Source organism: Sulfitobacter sp. 1A13353 (assembly GCF_043557255.1).
Classification (GTDB): Bacteria; Pseudomonadota; Alphaproteobacteria; order Rhodobacterales; family Rhodobacteraceae; genus Sulfitobacter; species Sulfitobacter faviae.
On record NZ_JBIFFS010000006.1, the window covers coordinates 13,677 to 27,364 of the forward strand.

16 protein-coding genes are annotated in these 13,688 nt (G+C 65.8%); all 16 read left to right on the top strand.

Features of this window, described 5'->3' with window-relative positions; all coding sequences use genetic code 11:
- Positions 1–6: 6 nt before the first annotated feature.
- The 16 genes from ACGYLO_RS14645 (at position 7) to ACGYLO_RS14720 (ending at position 13,669) form a co-directional block, all read left to right on the top strand.
- Entirely contained in the window at positions 7–1,233 is a 1,227-nt protein-coding gene (locus ACGYLO_RS14645) for a DNA-packaging protein (RefSeq protein ID WP_271689956.1), read from the top strand.
- 131 nt (positions 1,234–1,364) lie between these two features.
- Positions 1,365–2,543, top strand: coding sequence for a phage portal protein (locus ACGYLO_RS14650; RefSeq protein ID WP_271689883.1), 1,179 nt, complete (start codon positions 1,365–1,367; stop codon positions 2,541–2,543).
- Positions 2,533–2,760 (top strand): hypothetical protein, encoded by a 228-nt coding sequence (locus ACGYLO_RS14655; protein WP_394374191.1) that lies wholly within the window; start codon positions 2,533–2,535, stop codon positions 2,758–2,760. Before ACGYLO_RS14650 ends, ACGYLO_RS14655 begins: the two co-directional genes overlap by 11 nt.
- A gap of 23 nt (positions 2,761–2,783) precedes the next feature.
- Entirely contained in the window at positions 2,784–3,392 is a 609-nt protein-coding gene (locus ACGYLO_RS14660; protein WP_271689884.1) for an HK97 family phage prohead protease, read from the top strand.
- Positions 3,393–3,427: 35 nt separating this feature from the next.
- Positions 3,428–4,606, top strand: coding sequence for a phage major capsid protein (locus ACGYLO_RS14665; protein ID WP_271689885.1), 1,179 nt, complete (start codon positions 3,428–3,430; stop codon positions 4,604–4,606).
- 166 nt (positions 4,607–4,772) lie between these two features.
- Positions 4,773–5,372 carry a head-tail connector protein gene (locus tag ACGYLO_RS14670; RefSeq protein ID WP_168612783.1) on the top strand — a complete coding sequence of 200 codons (600 nt, stop codon included), beginning with the start codon at positions 4,773–4,775 and terminating at the stop codon, positions 5,370–5,372.
- Positions 5,369–5,707, top strand: a complete 339-nt coding sequence (locus ACGYLO_RS14675; RefSeq protein WP_271689886.1) for a head-tail adaptor protein — start codon at positions 5,369–5,371, stop codon at positions 5,705–5,707. The genes ACGYLO_RS14670 and ACGYLO_RS14675 overlap by 4 nt, the downstream gene beginning before the upstream one ends.
- Positions 5,704–6,114: a DUF3168 domain-containing protein gene (locus ACGYLO_RS14680; protein WP_271689887.1), complete on the top strand. Its 411-nt coding sequence runs from the start codon at positions 5,704–5,706 to the stop codon at positions 6,112–6,114. Before ACGYLO_RS14675 ends, ACGYLO_RS14680 begins: the two co-directional genes overlap by 4 nt.
- Before the next feature lie 35 nt (positions 6,115–6,149).
- On the top strand, positions 6,150–6,572 hold the full coding sequence (locus ACGYLO_RS14685; protein ID WP_067263135.1) for a phage major tail protein, TP901-1 family: 423 nt from the start codon (positions 6,150–6,152) through the stop codon (positions 6,570–6,572).
- Between the two features lie 2 nt (positions 6,573–6,574).
- Positions 6,575–6,889 (top strand): gene transfer agent family protein, encoded by a 315-nt coding sequence (locus ACGYLO_RS14690; RefSeq protein WP_271689888.1) that lies wholly within the window; start codon positions 6,575–6,577, stop codon positions 6,887–6,889.
- Positions 6,886–7,098, top strand: a complete 213-nt coding sequence (locus ACGYLO_RS14695) for a rcc01693 family protein (RefSeq protein ID WP_168612778.1) — start codon at positions 6,886–6,888, stop codon at positions 7,096–7,098. The genes ACGYLO_RS14690 and ACGYLO_RS14695 overlap by 4 nt, the downstream gene beginning before the upstream one ends.
- On the top strand, positions 7,091–7,750 hold the full coding sequence (locus tag ACGYLO_RS14700) for a phage tail tape measure protein (RefSeq protein ID WP_271689889.1): 660 nt from the start codon (positions 7,091–7,093) through the stop codon (positions 7,748–7,750). Before ACGYLO_RS14695 ends, ACGYLO_RS14700 begins: the two co-directional genes overlap by 8 nt.
- A gap of 27 nt (positions 7,751–7,777) precedes the next feature.
- Complete coding sequence (locus ACGYLO_RS14705; protein ID WP_271689892.1) at positions 7,778–8,410, top strand: DUF2460 domain-containing protein; 633 nt, start codon at positions 7,778–7,780, stop codon at positions 8,408–8,410.
- Positions 8,410–9,297 carry a DUF2163 domain-containing protein gene (locus ACGYLO_RS14710; RefSeq protein ID WP_271689893.1) on the top strand — a complete coding sequence of 296 codons (888 nt, stop codon included), beginning with the start codon at positions 8,410–8,412 and terminating at the stop codon, positions 9,295–9,297. Before ACGYLO_RS14705 ends, ACGYLO_RS14710 begins: the two co-directional genes overlap by 1 nt.
- Positions 9,294–9,740, top strand: a complete 447-nt coding sequence (locus ACGYLO_RS14715; protein WP_271689894.1) for an NlpC/P60 family protein — start codon at positions 9,294–9,296, stop codon at positions 9,738–9,740. The genes ACGYLO_RS14710 and ACGYLO_RS14715 overlap by 4 nt, the downstream gene beginning before the upstream one ends.
- Positions 9,740–13,669, top strand: a complete 3,930-nt coding sequence (locus ACGYLO_RS14720; RefSeq protein WP_271689895.1) for a glycoside hydrolase/phage tail family protein — start codon at positions 9,740–9,742, stop codon at positions 13,667–13,669. Before ACGYLO_RS14715 ends, ACGYLO_RS14720 begins: the two co-directional genes overlap by 1 nt.
- Positions 13,670–13,688 lie beyond the last annotated feature (19 nt).

Sequence of the window (13,688 nt, forward strand, 5' to 3'; positions counted from 1 at the left end):
TGGGCGCTGGACCACCAACTGCCGCCTGAGGGCGATTGGCGGACATGGGTGATCATGGGCGGGCGCGGCGCGGGCAAGACCCGGGCCGGGGCGGAATGGGTGCGTAGCAAGGTTGAGGGGAGTAGGCCGTTGGATGCTGGGGAGTGCAGCCGCGTGGCGCTGGTGGGGGAGACCATCGAGCAGGTGCGCGAGGTGATGATCTTTGGCGACAGCGGCATTCTGGCTTGTAGCCCGCCGGATCGGCGGCCCGATTGGGAGGCGACGCGCAAGCGGTTGGTCTGGCCGAATGGGGCGATTGCCACGGTGCATACGGCGCATGATCCCGAAGGGCTGCGCGGGCCGCAGTTTGACGCGGCTTGGGTGGATGAATTAGCGAAGTGGAAGCGCGGGCAGGAGGCTTGGGACCAGTTGCAGTTTGCGCTGCGCTTGGGGGAGCGCCCGCAGGTCTGCGTGACGACGACGCCGCGCAATGTGGATGTGTTGAAGGCGCTTTTGGCCGCGCCTTCGACGGTGACGACCCATGCGCCGACGGAGGCGAATGCGGCCAATTTGGCGGGGTCGTTCCTGGAAGAGGTGCGGGCGCGCTACCGTGGCACGCGGCTGGGGCGGCAGGAGTTGGATGGCGTGCTCTTGGCGGACGCGGAGGGGGCGCTCTGGACCTCGGCCTTGTTGGAGGCGGGGCGGGTGCGAGAGGTGCCGGATCTGGACCGGATCGTGGTGGGTTTGGACCCGGCGACGACGAGTGGAGCGGGCTCGGATGAGTGCGGGATCGTGGTGGTGGGGGCGCAGACCAAGGGGCCGCCGCAGAATTGGCGGGCGGTGGTGCTGGCCGATTGCACGGTGCAGGGGGCCACGCCGATGGGCTGGGCACAGGCGGCGATTGCGGCGATGACGCGCTACGGGGCGGATCGGTTGGTGGCCGAGGTCAATCAGGGCGGGCAGTTGGTGGCCGAGGTCTTGCGACAGGTCGATCCGCTGGTCTCGCTCAAGACCGTGCATGCGGCGCGGGGCAAGGTTGCGCGGGCCGAGCCTGTGGCCGCGCTTTATGAGCAGGGGCGGGTGAGCCATTTGCCGGGGCTTGATGCGTTGGAGGATCAGATGTGTCTGATGACGGCGCGGGGGTACGAGGGCAAGGGCAGCCCGGACCGGGTCGATGCGCTGGTCTGGGCGCTGCATGAGCTGATGATCGAGCCTGCCGCGCAGTGGCGCAGCCCGGGGGTGCGGAGCCTGTGAGCGGGCTGTTGCGTGGGACAGCGCACGGTGGGTTTCTCCAGCGTTAAGGGATTTCAGGGAAAGTCTGACAACGCCGGGCAATGCGAGGCAGGTCTTCGCCGCCGGGGCCGGGCAGAATGAGGAGCGACGACATGGTATTCGATTTTCTACGGCGTGGCGCGGCAGGTGAGACAGCGGAGCGCAAAGCATCCGCCACGGGGCCGGTCGTCGCCTATCAGACCTCGGGCCGTGTCGCTTGGAGCCCGCGCGATTGCGTGAGCCTGACGCGCGCCGGGTTCTGCGGCAATCCGGTGGGGTTCCGCTCGGTCAAGCTGATTGCCGAGGCTGCGGCGGCACTGCCGCTGGTCGTGCAGGACAGCGTGCGGCGCTACGAGGAACACCCGCTGATCGAGCTGATGCGCCGCCCGAATGCGGGGCAAGGCCGGGCGGAGATGCTTGAGGCGCTGTATGGGCAGATGCTTTTGAGCGGCGATGGCTATGTCGAATCCGTGGGCGGTGAGAGCGGTTTGCCGGTAGAACTGCATGTGCTGCGCTCGGACCGGATGAGCGTGGTGCCGGGGGCGGATGGCTGGCCTGTCGCCTATGAATATGCGGTGGGCGGGCGTAAGCATCGTTTTGATGCGAGCGGTGCGGCGACGCCGGTTTGTCATATCCGCAACTTTCACCCCCAGGACGATCACTATGGGTTCAGCCCCATGCAGGCGGCGGCCATGGCGATGGATGTGCATAACGCGGCGAGCCGTTGGTCGAAGGCGCTGTTGGACAATGCCGCGCGGCCCTCTGGTGCGATCGTCTATCGCGGCGCCGAGGGGCAGGGCAAGCTGAGCGAGGATCAGTATGACCGGCTGGTGAGCGAGATGGAGAGCCACCACCAAGGCGCGCGCAATGCCGGGCGGCCGATGCTGCTGGAGGGCGGGCTCGACTGGAAGCCGATGGGCTTTTCGCCCTCGGATATGGAGTTTCAAAAGACCAAGGAGAGTGCGGCGCGGGAGATCGCGCTCGCCTTTGGGGTGCCGCCGATGCTGATCGGGGTGCAGGGCGATGCCACTTACGCAAATTATCAAGAGGCGCATCGGGCGTTCTATCGTCTGACAGTGCTGCCTTTGGCGACACGGGTGACGGCGGCGCTGGCGGAGTGGCTGAGCGGGTATTTGGGGGCGGCGGTGAGTTTAAAGCCGGACCTCGACCAAGTGCCTGCATTGGCGGCGGAGCGTGATGCGCAATGGGCGCGGGTGTCTGCGGCGGCGTTTCTGAGCGATGCGGAGAAGCGCAGCCTGTTGGGGCTTCCGGCGGAGGCCGATGATGCCTGAGCTGCGTGAGATCGAGCGCTTCGAATGCGCGCCGGGGTTGCGGCTTCAGGCGCATGAGACGCTCAGCGCGGTGCATCGCGAGAACATGCAAAAGCGGCTCGACCGGATCGAGCAGATGATGGAGCGGTTGGAACGGCGGCTGTGGCTGACGGTCTACGGCGTGGTGGCGGTGATCTTGGCGCAGGCGGTGCAATCCTTTCTGGCGGTGGCGCCGTAGCGGGCTGAACGAGGGAAAATACGATGACTTATCAATTGGATGCCTCCGGCGGCTGGCCGGAGAACGGGGAAGCTGTGCCTGCGGGCGGCGGGTTGGAGCATAAATTTGCCCGCTTCGGCAGCGTGACGCCGGTCGAGGAAGGGCTGGAGATCAGCGGCTATGCCAGCCTCTTTGGCGCGGTCGATCAGGGCGGCGATGTGGTTGAGGCGGGGGCCTATGCGGCGAGCCTTGCGGCGGTCGCGAAGGCGGGACGCAGCGTCAAGATGCTGTGGCAGCACGATCCGGCCCAGCCCATCGGCGTTTGGGACGAGGTGCGCGAGGATGGCCGGGGTCTTTGGGTCAAGGGGCGCATCCTTAGCACTGTGGCCAAGGGCCGGGAGGCGGCGGCGCTGATTGAGGCGGGGGCCATCGACGGGCTCAGCATCGGCTACCGCACCGTGAAGGCGGGCAAGACCACCAAAGGGCAGCGGCTGCTGTCGGAACTGGAGCTTTGGGAGGTGTCTTTGGTGACCTTTCCGATGCTGCCATCGGCGCGGGTCGGGGCGAAGGGGGAGTTCAGGGCCGTGGGCCATGTCTTGCGTGAGATGGCGGCGGCCTTTGATGCCGCGCGAAACGAGATGGCGCGGGGCTGAGCCTGAGTTTGACTGAGCAGATCGAAGGAAAAGCGATGACCAAGAGTGAGATGAGCACAAAGGCGGGCACAGACCTGTCCCCGGCGGAGGAAGTGCGGCAGGCCGTGAGCGGTTTTGTCAGTGACTTCAACGGCTTTCGGGCCGATATCAATACGAAACTTCAACAATCAGAAGAGCGAATTGCCATGATGGACCGCAAGATGACCCTGCCTGCCCGCAGCCCCTTGGGAGGCGCGATCGATCACGATGCGCCGCATAAGAAAGCCTTTGACGCCTATCTGCGCAACGGCGATGACGACGGGCTGCGCGGGCTGGAACTGGACGGCAAATCGATGTCGACGGCGGTCAATTCGGATGGCGGCTATCTGGTGGACCCGCAGACGGCAGACCGGGTGCAATCTGTGCTGAACGCAGGGGCGTCGATCCGCGCGATTGCCTCGGTGGTGCAGGTGGAGGCCACCTCTTATGACGTACTGGTCGATCACGCCGATGTGGGCGCTGGTTGGGCGACCGAAAGCGGCGCGCAGGCCGAGACGGACACGCCCCAGATCGACCGGATCACCGTGCCGCTGCATGAGCTGAGCGCGCTGCCTAAGGCGAGCCAACGTCTGTTGGATGACAGCGCCTTTGATATCGAAGGTTGGCTGGCGGGGCGTATCGCCGACAAATTTGCACGGGCCGAGGCGGCGGCCTTCGTCAGCGGTGACGGCATCGACAAGCCTACCGGTTTTCTGAGCCACCCTGCGGTGGACAACGACATCTGGACCTGGGGCAATCTGGGCTATGTCCCCAGCGGCACCAACGCCAACCCCGAAGCCGACGCGATCATCGAGTTGGTCTATGCCCTTGGCGCGGCTTACCGCAAGAATGCGGTCTTCGTGATGAATTCCAAGACCACGGCCAAGGTGCGCAAGTTGAAAGACACCGATGGGCGGTTCCTGTGGTCCGACGGGTTGGCGGCAGGCGAGCCTGCGCGGCTCATGGGCTATCCGGTGCTGGTGGCCGAGGACATGCCCAATCCGGCGACCGATGCGATGGCCATCGCCTTTGGCGACTTTTCGGCAGGCTACACCGTGGCTGAGCGCCCCGATCTGCGGATCCTGCGCGACCCGTTCAGCGCCAAGCCGCATGTGCTGTTCTATGCCACCAAACGTGTCGGCGGCGACGTGAGCGATTTCGCGGCGATCAAGCTGATGAAATTCGGCCTGGCGTAAGCCGGTGCCGAAGCCGGGGCCGGGGCAACTTGGCCCCGGTCCGGACGTGCGCCTGCGAGGTTGCGTTGTCTAGCTGCTCCCCTCCGACCGAGCAATGCAACCGGTGCGCGTCCGGGAATAACCGCATGGCCCCAAGGGGCGCGGGAGCGATTTTTGGAGACGTTCGATGATGTTGATCGAAGAGACAAATGTGCCGGATGCGGTCTTGCCGGTTGAGGCCTTCAGAATGCATCTGCGCCTTGGCACCGGCTTTGCGCAGGACGGCCTTCAAGATCCGGTGTTGCGCAGTTTCCTGCGCGCGGCGATGGCGGCGGTGGAGGCCCGGACGGGCAAGGTGTTGATCATTCGGCGCTTTGCCCTGTCGCTGACCTTTTGGCGCGATGCGGCGGCGCAGGTCTTGCCCGTGGCGCCGGTGCAAGAGATCGCGCGGCTGGCGCTGGTGGCGCGGGATGGGGTGGAGACGGCGGTGGACCCCGAGCGCTATTGGCTGGAGCGCGATGCGCAAGCGCCGCGTCTTCGGGCCAGCACCGCCGCCCTGCCGCGCATCCCAAGCGCCGGGGCCGCGCTGATTAGTTTTGACGCGGGCATGGCCGCTGATTGGGGCGGGTTGCCAGATGACTTGGCCCAAGCGGTGATGCTGCTGGCGGCGCATTACTATGAATACCGCGACGACACGGCGCTCGGCGAAGGGTGCATGCCCTTTGGCGTCAGCAGCCTGATCGAACGCTACCGCCGAGTGCGCCTCGGCTTTGGGGGGACGGCATGAGCCGCCCGCAGTTGAACCGGCCCCTTGTATTGGAAGCGCCGCAGCGGGTGAGCGATGGCGCGGGGGGGCATCGCGAGGTCTGGCAGCCTTTGGGCACCCTCTGGGCCGAGGTGCGCGCGCGGACGGGGCGGGAGACTGCGCAGGGCGGGGTGGCCGTCAGCCGGATGGGGGTCAAGATCACAGTGCGTGCGGCGCCGGAAGGTGCCCCGCAGCGACCAACCCCCGAGCAGCGGTTTCGCGAGGGCACGCGGGTCTTCGTGATCCGGGCCGTGGCCGAGAGCGATGCGGGCGGGCGCTATCTGACCTGCTTTGCCGATGAGGAGGTGGCGGTATGACCTATGCGCTTTCAGGGGCATTGCAGGCGGCGGTTTATGACCTGTTGCAGAGCGATCCGGGCCTCACCGTGCTGATTGGTGACGCGGTCTTTGACGCCGTGCCGGGGGGGAGCCTGCCAGAGACCTATGTGCTCTTGGGCCAAGAGGTGGCGAAGGACCTGTCGGACCCGCAGGGCGCGGGGGCGGAGCATCGCCTGACCCTGTCGGTGGTCACCAGCGCGCCGGGGTTCAGCACGGCGAAGGGCTGCGCGGCGGTGATCTCAGACCTGCTGCATCGGGCGGAGCCGGCGCTCAGCCGGGGGCGCGTGGTGGATATGGCCTTTCTCAAAGCGACGGCGCGGCGGATCGACGGGGCCTCTGCCCGGCGGATCGACCTGCAATTCCGCGCCCGGGTCGCGGACGCATAAGACTTTAGATTTCAGATTGGTGCGAGGAGACAGTGATGGCAGTTCAAGCGGGCAAGGACCTTTTGGTCAAAGTGGATATGACCAGCGACGGACAATTCGAGACGATCGCCGGGCTCAGGGCCAAACGGGTGAGTTTCAACGCCGAAACGGTGGATGTGACCTCGCTCGATTCAAGCGGCGGTTGGCGGGAGTTGCTGGCGGGGGCCGGTGTCCGCTCGGCCGCGATCAGCGGGTCGGGGGTGTTTCGCGATGCGGGCACGGATGAACGGGCGCGGCAGTTGTTTTTCAACGGGCTGACGCCGGACTTTCAGGTGATCATTCCGGATTTCGGCGTGGTGCAGGGGCCGTTTCAGGTCTCCGCTTTGGAATACGCGGGGTCGCTGAATGGGGAGGCCACCTTTGAGCTTAGCCTGCAATCGGCGGGGGAGCTGATCTTTACCCCCGATGTGGTGGTGTGAGCATGACGAACCCATGGCGCGGCGAGGTGAGCCTCGTGATTGATGGCGAACGTCATGAGGCGCGGCTGACCCTCGGGGCATTGGCGGAGTTGGAGGCGGCGTTGCAGGCCGACAGCCTCGTGGCTCTGGTCGAGCGGTTTGAAAACAATCGTTTTTCCAGCCGCGATGTCGTGGCCCTGTTGCTGGCTGGGCTGCGCGGGGGCGGGGCGGAGATGGATGCCGCCACGCTTGAGCACGCGCAGATCGAGGGTGGGCCGATGACGGCGGCACGGGCGGCGGCGGAATTGTTGGCGCGGGCCTTTACGGTGCAGGCGTGAGCGCGGCAAGCGGCCTTGACTGGCCCGCGTTGCTGCGGGTGGGGCTGTCGCGATTGGGGCTGCCGCCGGATCAATTCTGGGCGCTGACGCCGGCGGAGTTGCAGTTGATGCTGGGGCCGAAGTCTGGCCCCACGCCGCTGCTGAGCGACGGTCTCGCCGCGCTGATGGCGGCCTATCCAGATGAGACGAAAGGGGCCGGTGATGGCTGACTTTGACGATTTCGAGAACCTTGAGAGCCGGGCCGAGGGGCTGAATGAGACGCTGGCGCAGACCAGCGATTTGGTGGCCGGGTTCGACGGTGAGCTGCGGCGAATGCGCGGCGCGCTCGCCGCGGCGGGCAAAGACGTGGCGACCCTTGAGAAAGGGCTCAGCCGTGGATTGAGGCGGGCCTTTGATGGGGTGGTCTTTGACGGGGCCAAACTCTCGGACGCGCTAAGCGACTTGGCGCAGTCGATGATCCGCACGACTTACAATGCCGCGATGCGCCCGGTGACGGACCATTTCGGCGGGCTGATCAGCGAGGGCGTGGGCAGCATTGTGGAGGGGATATTGCCCTTCGCCGATGGCCCGCCTTTCTCGCAAGGTAAGGTCATGCCCTTCGCGCAGGGTGGGGTGGTCACCTCGGCGACCGCCTTTCCCATGCGCGGCGGCACGGGGCTGATGGGTGAAGTCGGGCCGGAGGCGATCATGCCCTTGGCGCGGGGGGCGGATGGCAAGCTGGGCGTGCGCGGCAACGGCGGCGGCGCGACGACCATCGTGATGAACATCACTACCCCCGATGTACAGGGGTTTCAGCGCAGCCAAAGCCAGATCGCCGCACAGTTGAGCCGTGCCCTCAGCACCGGCAACCGCAACCGATAGGCCGCGCGGCGGATAAAGGAGCAGATCATGCAGTTTCACGAGGTCAGATTTCCCCCGTCGCTGAGCTTTGGCTCGGTCGGGGGGCCGCAACGGCAGACAGATGTGGTCACCTTGGCCAACGGTCATGAGGAGCGTAACACGCCCTGGGCCCATTCGCGGCGGGTCTATGATGCCGGGCTGGGGATGCGCTCGATCGACGATCTACAGGTGCTGATTGCCTTTTTCGAGGCACGCATGGGACAGATGCACGGGTTTCGCTGGAAGGATTGGGCCGATTATAAGTCGGGCAAAATGGCGCTTCCGGTGGCTTTCGACGACCAGAGCATCGGCTATGGGGATGGGGTTCAGGCGGCTTTTCAACTGACCAAGACCTACCGCTCGGGGGCGCAGTTCTATCGCCGTCCGATCACCAAACCGGTGGCCGGGACCGTGCGCGTGGGGCTGGAGCAGGATGAGCTGCGCGAGGGTGTCGAATATGAGGTCGACGCAGAGAGCGGGATCATCACCTTTGCCCATCCGCCCGACCCTGAGATCGAGGTTTTTGCGGGCTTCGAGTTCGACGTGCCGGTGCGCTTTGACACTGACCGCATTCTGGTCTCGGTCGAGAGTTTTCAGGCCGGACAGGTGCCCGACGTGCCGGTGGTCGAGGTGCGGGTCTGATGGCGGGGCTGGACAGGGGCTTTGCAGCCCATATCGCGCAGGGGGTGACGACGCTCTGCCATTGCTGGCAGGTGACGCGCGCGGATGGGGTGGTATTTGCCTTTACCGACCACGACATGCCGCTGATGTTCGACGGGGTCACTTTTCGCGCCGATACCGGGCTGAGCGCGCGGGCGCTGGCCCAGACCAGCGGGTTGTCGGTTGATAACACGGAAGCGCTTGGCGCGCTCAGCGATGATGCGATCCGCGAGGATGAAATCGAACAGGGGCGCTTTGACGGCGCCGAGGTGCAGGCGTGGCTGGTGAACTGGGCGGAGCCCGCGCAGCGGCGGCTGCAATTTCGCGGCTCAATCGGTGAGTTGCACCGCGCGGGGGGCAGCTTTCGCGCCGAGTTGCGCGGGCTGACGGAACCGCTCAACCGGCCCATGGGGCGGGTCTATCAAAAGCCCTGTTCGGCGGTGTTGGGAGATGGCAAGTGCCGGTTCGATCTCACCGCGCCCGGCTATGCTGAGACGCGTGTGGTCGAGGCGATTGCGGAGGCGCAGTATTTCCGTTGGACCGCGTTCCCGGGCTACGAGGAAGGTTGGTTTGCCCGGGGGCGGCTCGATGTGCTGGAGGGGCCAGCGGCGGGGCTCTGGGGCATGGTCAAACGTGACTACCCTGAGGACGGGCAGCGCGTGATCGAGCTTTGGCAGTCGATCCGCGGGGCGGTGGCGGCGGGCACCCGTGTCCGGCTTACCGCAGGTTGCGACAAGCGGATGGAGACCTGTCGGCTGAAGTTCAACAACCTGCTGAACTATCGCGGCTTTCCCGATTTGCCGGGGGAGGATTGGATGATGGCGGTGCCCCGGTCGGACGGTGCGAACGGCGGCGGGTCACGCCGATGAGTGCTACGGGAGAGCGTTTGGTGCAGGCCGCGCGCGGATGGATCGGCACGCCCTATGTGCATCAGGCTGCGACTAAGGGGGCGGGCTGCGATTGTCTGGGGCTGATCCGGGGGCTTTGGCGGGAGTTGCTGGGCGCGGAGCCTGAGGCGGTGCCGGCCTATTCGATGGATTGGTCCGAGCCGCAGGGGGAGGAGCGGCTCTGGGCGGCGGGGCTGCGTCATATGGCGATGAAAGACAGCGGTGATGCGGCCCCCGGTGACGTGCTGCTTTTCCGAATGCGGCAGGGTGCGGTGGCAAAGCACCTCGGGCTGCAGGCGCGCGTCGGGGCCAGCGCCAGTTTCATCCACGCCTATGCGCGGCATGGAGTGGTGGAAAGCCCGCTCAGCCCGCCATGGGAACGGCGCATCGTAGCGCGTTTTGTATTTCCTGAGGAGGTCTCCTGATGGCGACGATTGTTCTTTCGGCAGCGGGGGCGGCAGTTGGCGGCTCTATCGGAGGCACGCTGGCGGGGCTGTCTTCGGTCGCGGTGGGCCGCGCGGTGGGGGCGAGCCTTGGGCGATTGCTGGATCAACGTTTGCTGGGCCAAGGCGGGGAGGCGGTCGAGACCGGTAAGGTGGATCGCTTTCGCCTGACAGGCTCGGGCGAGGGGGCCGCGATCCCGCAGCTTTACGGGCGGATGCGACTGGCGGGGCATGTAATCTGGGCCTCGCAGTTCCAAGAAGTCACCGAGGTCAGCGGCGGCGGCAAGGGCGGCCCGCCGACGCCAAAGACCACCGAGTACAGCTATACCGTCAGCCTTGCCATCGCGCTTTGCGAAGGGGAGATCACCAGCCTCGGGCGTATCTGGGCGGATGGGGAGGAGATTGCCCCGGACGATCTGAACATGCGCGTTTACCGGGGCGCGGCGGACCAGCAGCCCGACCCGACCATCGCCGCGATCGAGGGCGCGGACCGGGTGCCCGCCTATCGCGGCACGGCCTATGTGGTGCTGGAAGACCTTTCGCTTGCGCAATTTGGGAACCGGGTGCCGCAGTTCTCTTTCGAGGCGCTGCGCCCCGAGCAGCCGCAAGCGCCGGGGTGGGAGCATGCGCCCGCCTATGGTGTTCAGGGGGTCGCCCTGATCCCCGGCACGGGAGAATACGCGCTGGCGACGACCCCGGTCCATTACACCGATGGCCCCGGCAGCCGGTGGAGCGCCAATGTGAACTCGCCCGCCGCCAAGACCGATTTTGCGGTTTCCTTGGAAAGCCTGACCGAGGAATTGCCACGGTTGGAAGCGGCCTCTCTCGTCGTGTCGTGGTTTGGCGGCGATTTGCGCTGCGGCGACTGTCGCCTGCGGCCCAAGGTCGAAGACCCGGATATCGATGGGGAGAATATGCCTTGGCGGGTGTCTGGCGTGACGCGTGGCACGGCGGAGGTGATCACCCAGCAAGAGGCGCGCCCGATCTACGGCGGCACGCCAGCCGATGCTGCGGTGATTGAGGCCATTCACGCGCTGAAGGCAGCGGGCAAGGCGGTGATGTTCTACCCGTTCATTTTGATGGATCAGATCGAAGGCAACGGGCTGCCGGACCCCTATAGCGATTCCGAGGACCAGCCCCGCTTGCCGTGGCGCGGGCGGATCACGCTTTCGGTGTCCCCGGGGCGGCCGGGCAGCCCGGACGGTACGGCGGCGGCAGAAGCCGAGGTGGCGGCGTTTTTCGGAACCGTCACGGCTGCGGATTTCGCGGTGGGCGAAGGCTCGGTCATCTACAACGGCCCCGAGGAATGGACCCTGTCGCGCTTCATCTTGCACTATGCCGCGCTTTGCGCAGCGGCAGGCGGGGTCGAGGCGTTCTGCATCTCCTCCGAAATGCGGGGGCTGACGCAGATACGCGCAGCGGGCAACAGCTTTCCCGCGGTGGCCGGGCTGCGGGCCATGGCCGGAGAGGTGCGCGCCTTGTTGGGGCCGGAGGTCAAGATCAGCTATGCCGCTGATTGCTCTGAGTATTTCGGCTATCACCCGCAGGATGGCAGCGGCGATGTCTTCTTTCACCTTGATCCGCTATGGGCCGACCCGCAGATTGATTTCATCGGGATCGACAACTACATGCCGCTGTCCGATTGGCGCGATGAGGAGGGGCATCTGGACGGCGAGGACTGGCCCGCGATCTATGATGTTGGCTATTTGAAATCCAACATTGAGGGCGGCGAGGGCTATGACTGGTACTACCATTCGCCCGACGCCCGCGACGCGCAGATCCGCACGCCGATCAGCGATGGCGCGCATGATGAGCCGTGGGTGTACCGCTACAAAGACCTGCGCCAATGGTGGGAGAGCCCGCACCACCCCCGTATCGGCGGGCAGCGGCAGGCGGCTCCAACGGAATGGCAGCCGATGTCGAAACCGATCTGGTTCACGGAATACGGCTGCGCGGCCATCGACAAAGGGGCGAACCAGCCCAACAAGTTCCTCGATCTGAAAAGCTCGGAAAGCGCCTTGCCGCATTATTCCACCGGCGCACGGGACGATCTGATGCAGATGCAATATCTGCGCGCGATCTCGGACTACTGGCGCGATCCGGCGCATAATCCGATCTCGGAGGAATATGGCGCGCCGATGCTTGATATGACGCGCGCTTTTGTCTGGGCATGGGACACGCGGCCTTTTCCCTTCTTCCCCAATAATGTCGATCTCTGGAGCGATGGAGAGAATTACAGCCGGGGCCACTGGCTGAACGGGCGCGCCTCGGCGCGGTCGCTGGCCTCGGTCGTGGGCGAGATTTGCCGCCGCGCGGGTGTGGTGCATTTCGATACCTCCGCGCTGTTCGGCTATGTGCGCGGCTATACGGTTGCCGAGGTTGGCGAGGCGCGGGCCGCGCTGCAACCGCTGATGCTGCGGTATGGTTTTGACGCGATCGAACGCGATGGGGTCTTGCAGTTTCGGATGCGTGACGGGGCAGATGCGTTGCCCCTCGACCCCGATCACTTGGCGGTTCACCCCGACCTGAGCGGGTTGACCGAGCAGTTGCGTGAGGCGGAGGCCGAAGTCTCGGGCCGTGTGCGGCTGCGGTTCATTCAGGCCGATGGGGATTTCGACGCGATTGCCGAAGAGGCGGTTCTGGCGGATGAGGCGACCCATGCGGTCACCGGGACCGAGTTGAACATGGCCTTGACCCGGGGCGAGGGGCGGCAGGTGGCCGAACGCTGGCTGACCGAAGCGCGTGTCGCGCGTGAGACGCTGCGGCTGGCATTGCCGCCGTCGCGGATGGCTGTCGGGGCGGGGGATGTGATCGAACTGCCGGGCGATGGGGCGGAGGGGCCGGGGCGCTACCGCATCGACCGGGTGGAACAGGCCGGTTCCCTGCTGATCGACGCCGTTCGGATTGAGCCCGAAGTCTATGATCCCGCACCGCTTGATGAAGAGCTTGCAGCGCTGCGCCCCTTCGTCCCGCCGCTGCCGGTTCTGCCGCAGTTCATGGACCTGCCGCTTTTGCGTGGGGATGAGGTGCCCCATGCGCCGCATCTGGCGGTGACGGCGACCCCTTGGCCGGGGTCCGTCGCGGTCTACCGCTCTGCCGTGGATTCGGACTATGCGCTGAACGCCATCGTGGCGAACCGGTCGATCATGGGCGTTACCCAAACGCCGCTGCACGCAGCACGGTCGGGATTGATCGACGCGGGGCCGGTGCTGGAGGTCAAATTAACCAGTGGCAGCCTTCAGTCTGTTAGCAGAGAGGCGCTTTTAAATGGGGCGAACCTTGCCGCCATTGGGGATGGGAGCGCGGATCGTTGGGAGTTGTTCCAGTTTGAGGAAGCGCAGCTTGTCGCCCCCATGACCTATTGGCTGACCGGTCGTTTGCGCGGGCAGGCGGGCAGCGATGGGTTGATGCCCGAGGTTTGGCCCGCCGGGTCGCGCTTTGTGCTGATGAACGGGACGCCACAGCAGCTGGAGCTGAGCCCGCATCTGCGCCGCGTGGCGCAGCATTACCGCATCGGGCCTGCGCGGCGACCGGTGGATGACTCCTCTTACCTGCATCAGGTTCATGCCTTTGACGGGAATGGTCTGCGGCCCTACAGCCCCTGTCATCTGCGGGCCGAGGCTGGGGCCAGTGGCGATATCACCCTTAGCTGGATTCGCCGAACGCGGATCGACGGCGACGCTTGGGAGGGGCCGGAGGTGCCGCTTGGCGAGGAAAGTGAACGCTATCTCTTACGCGTTTACGAAGGCAACGAGCAGCGGCGGGAGGTGCTGCTCGATACGCCGCGGTGGACCTACAGCACCGCGGCACGGGCGGCCGATGGCGTCAGCGGGGCGTTTGACGTGAGGGTGGCGCAGATCTCGGCCACATATGGCGCGGGGCCGGCCACAGTTTTGACCATCCCCGGATAGACCCGCGGGTTATCACGAT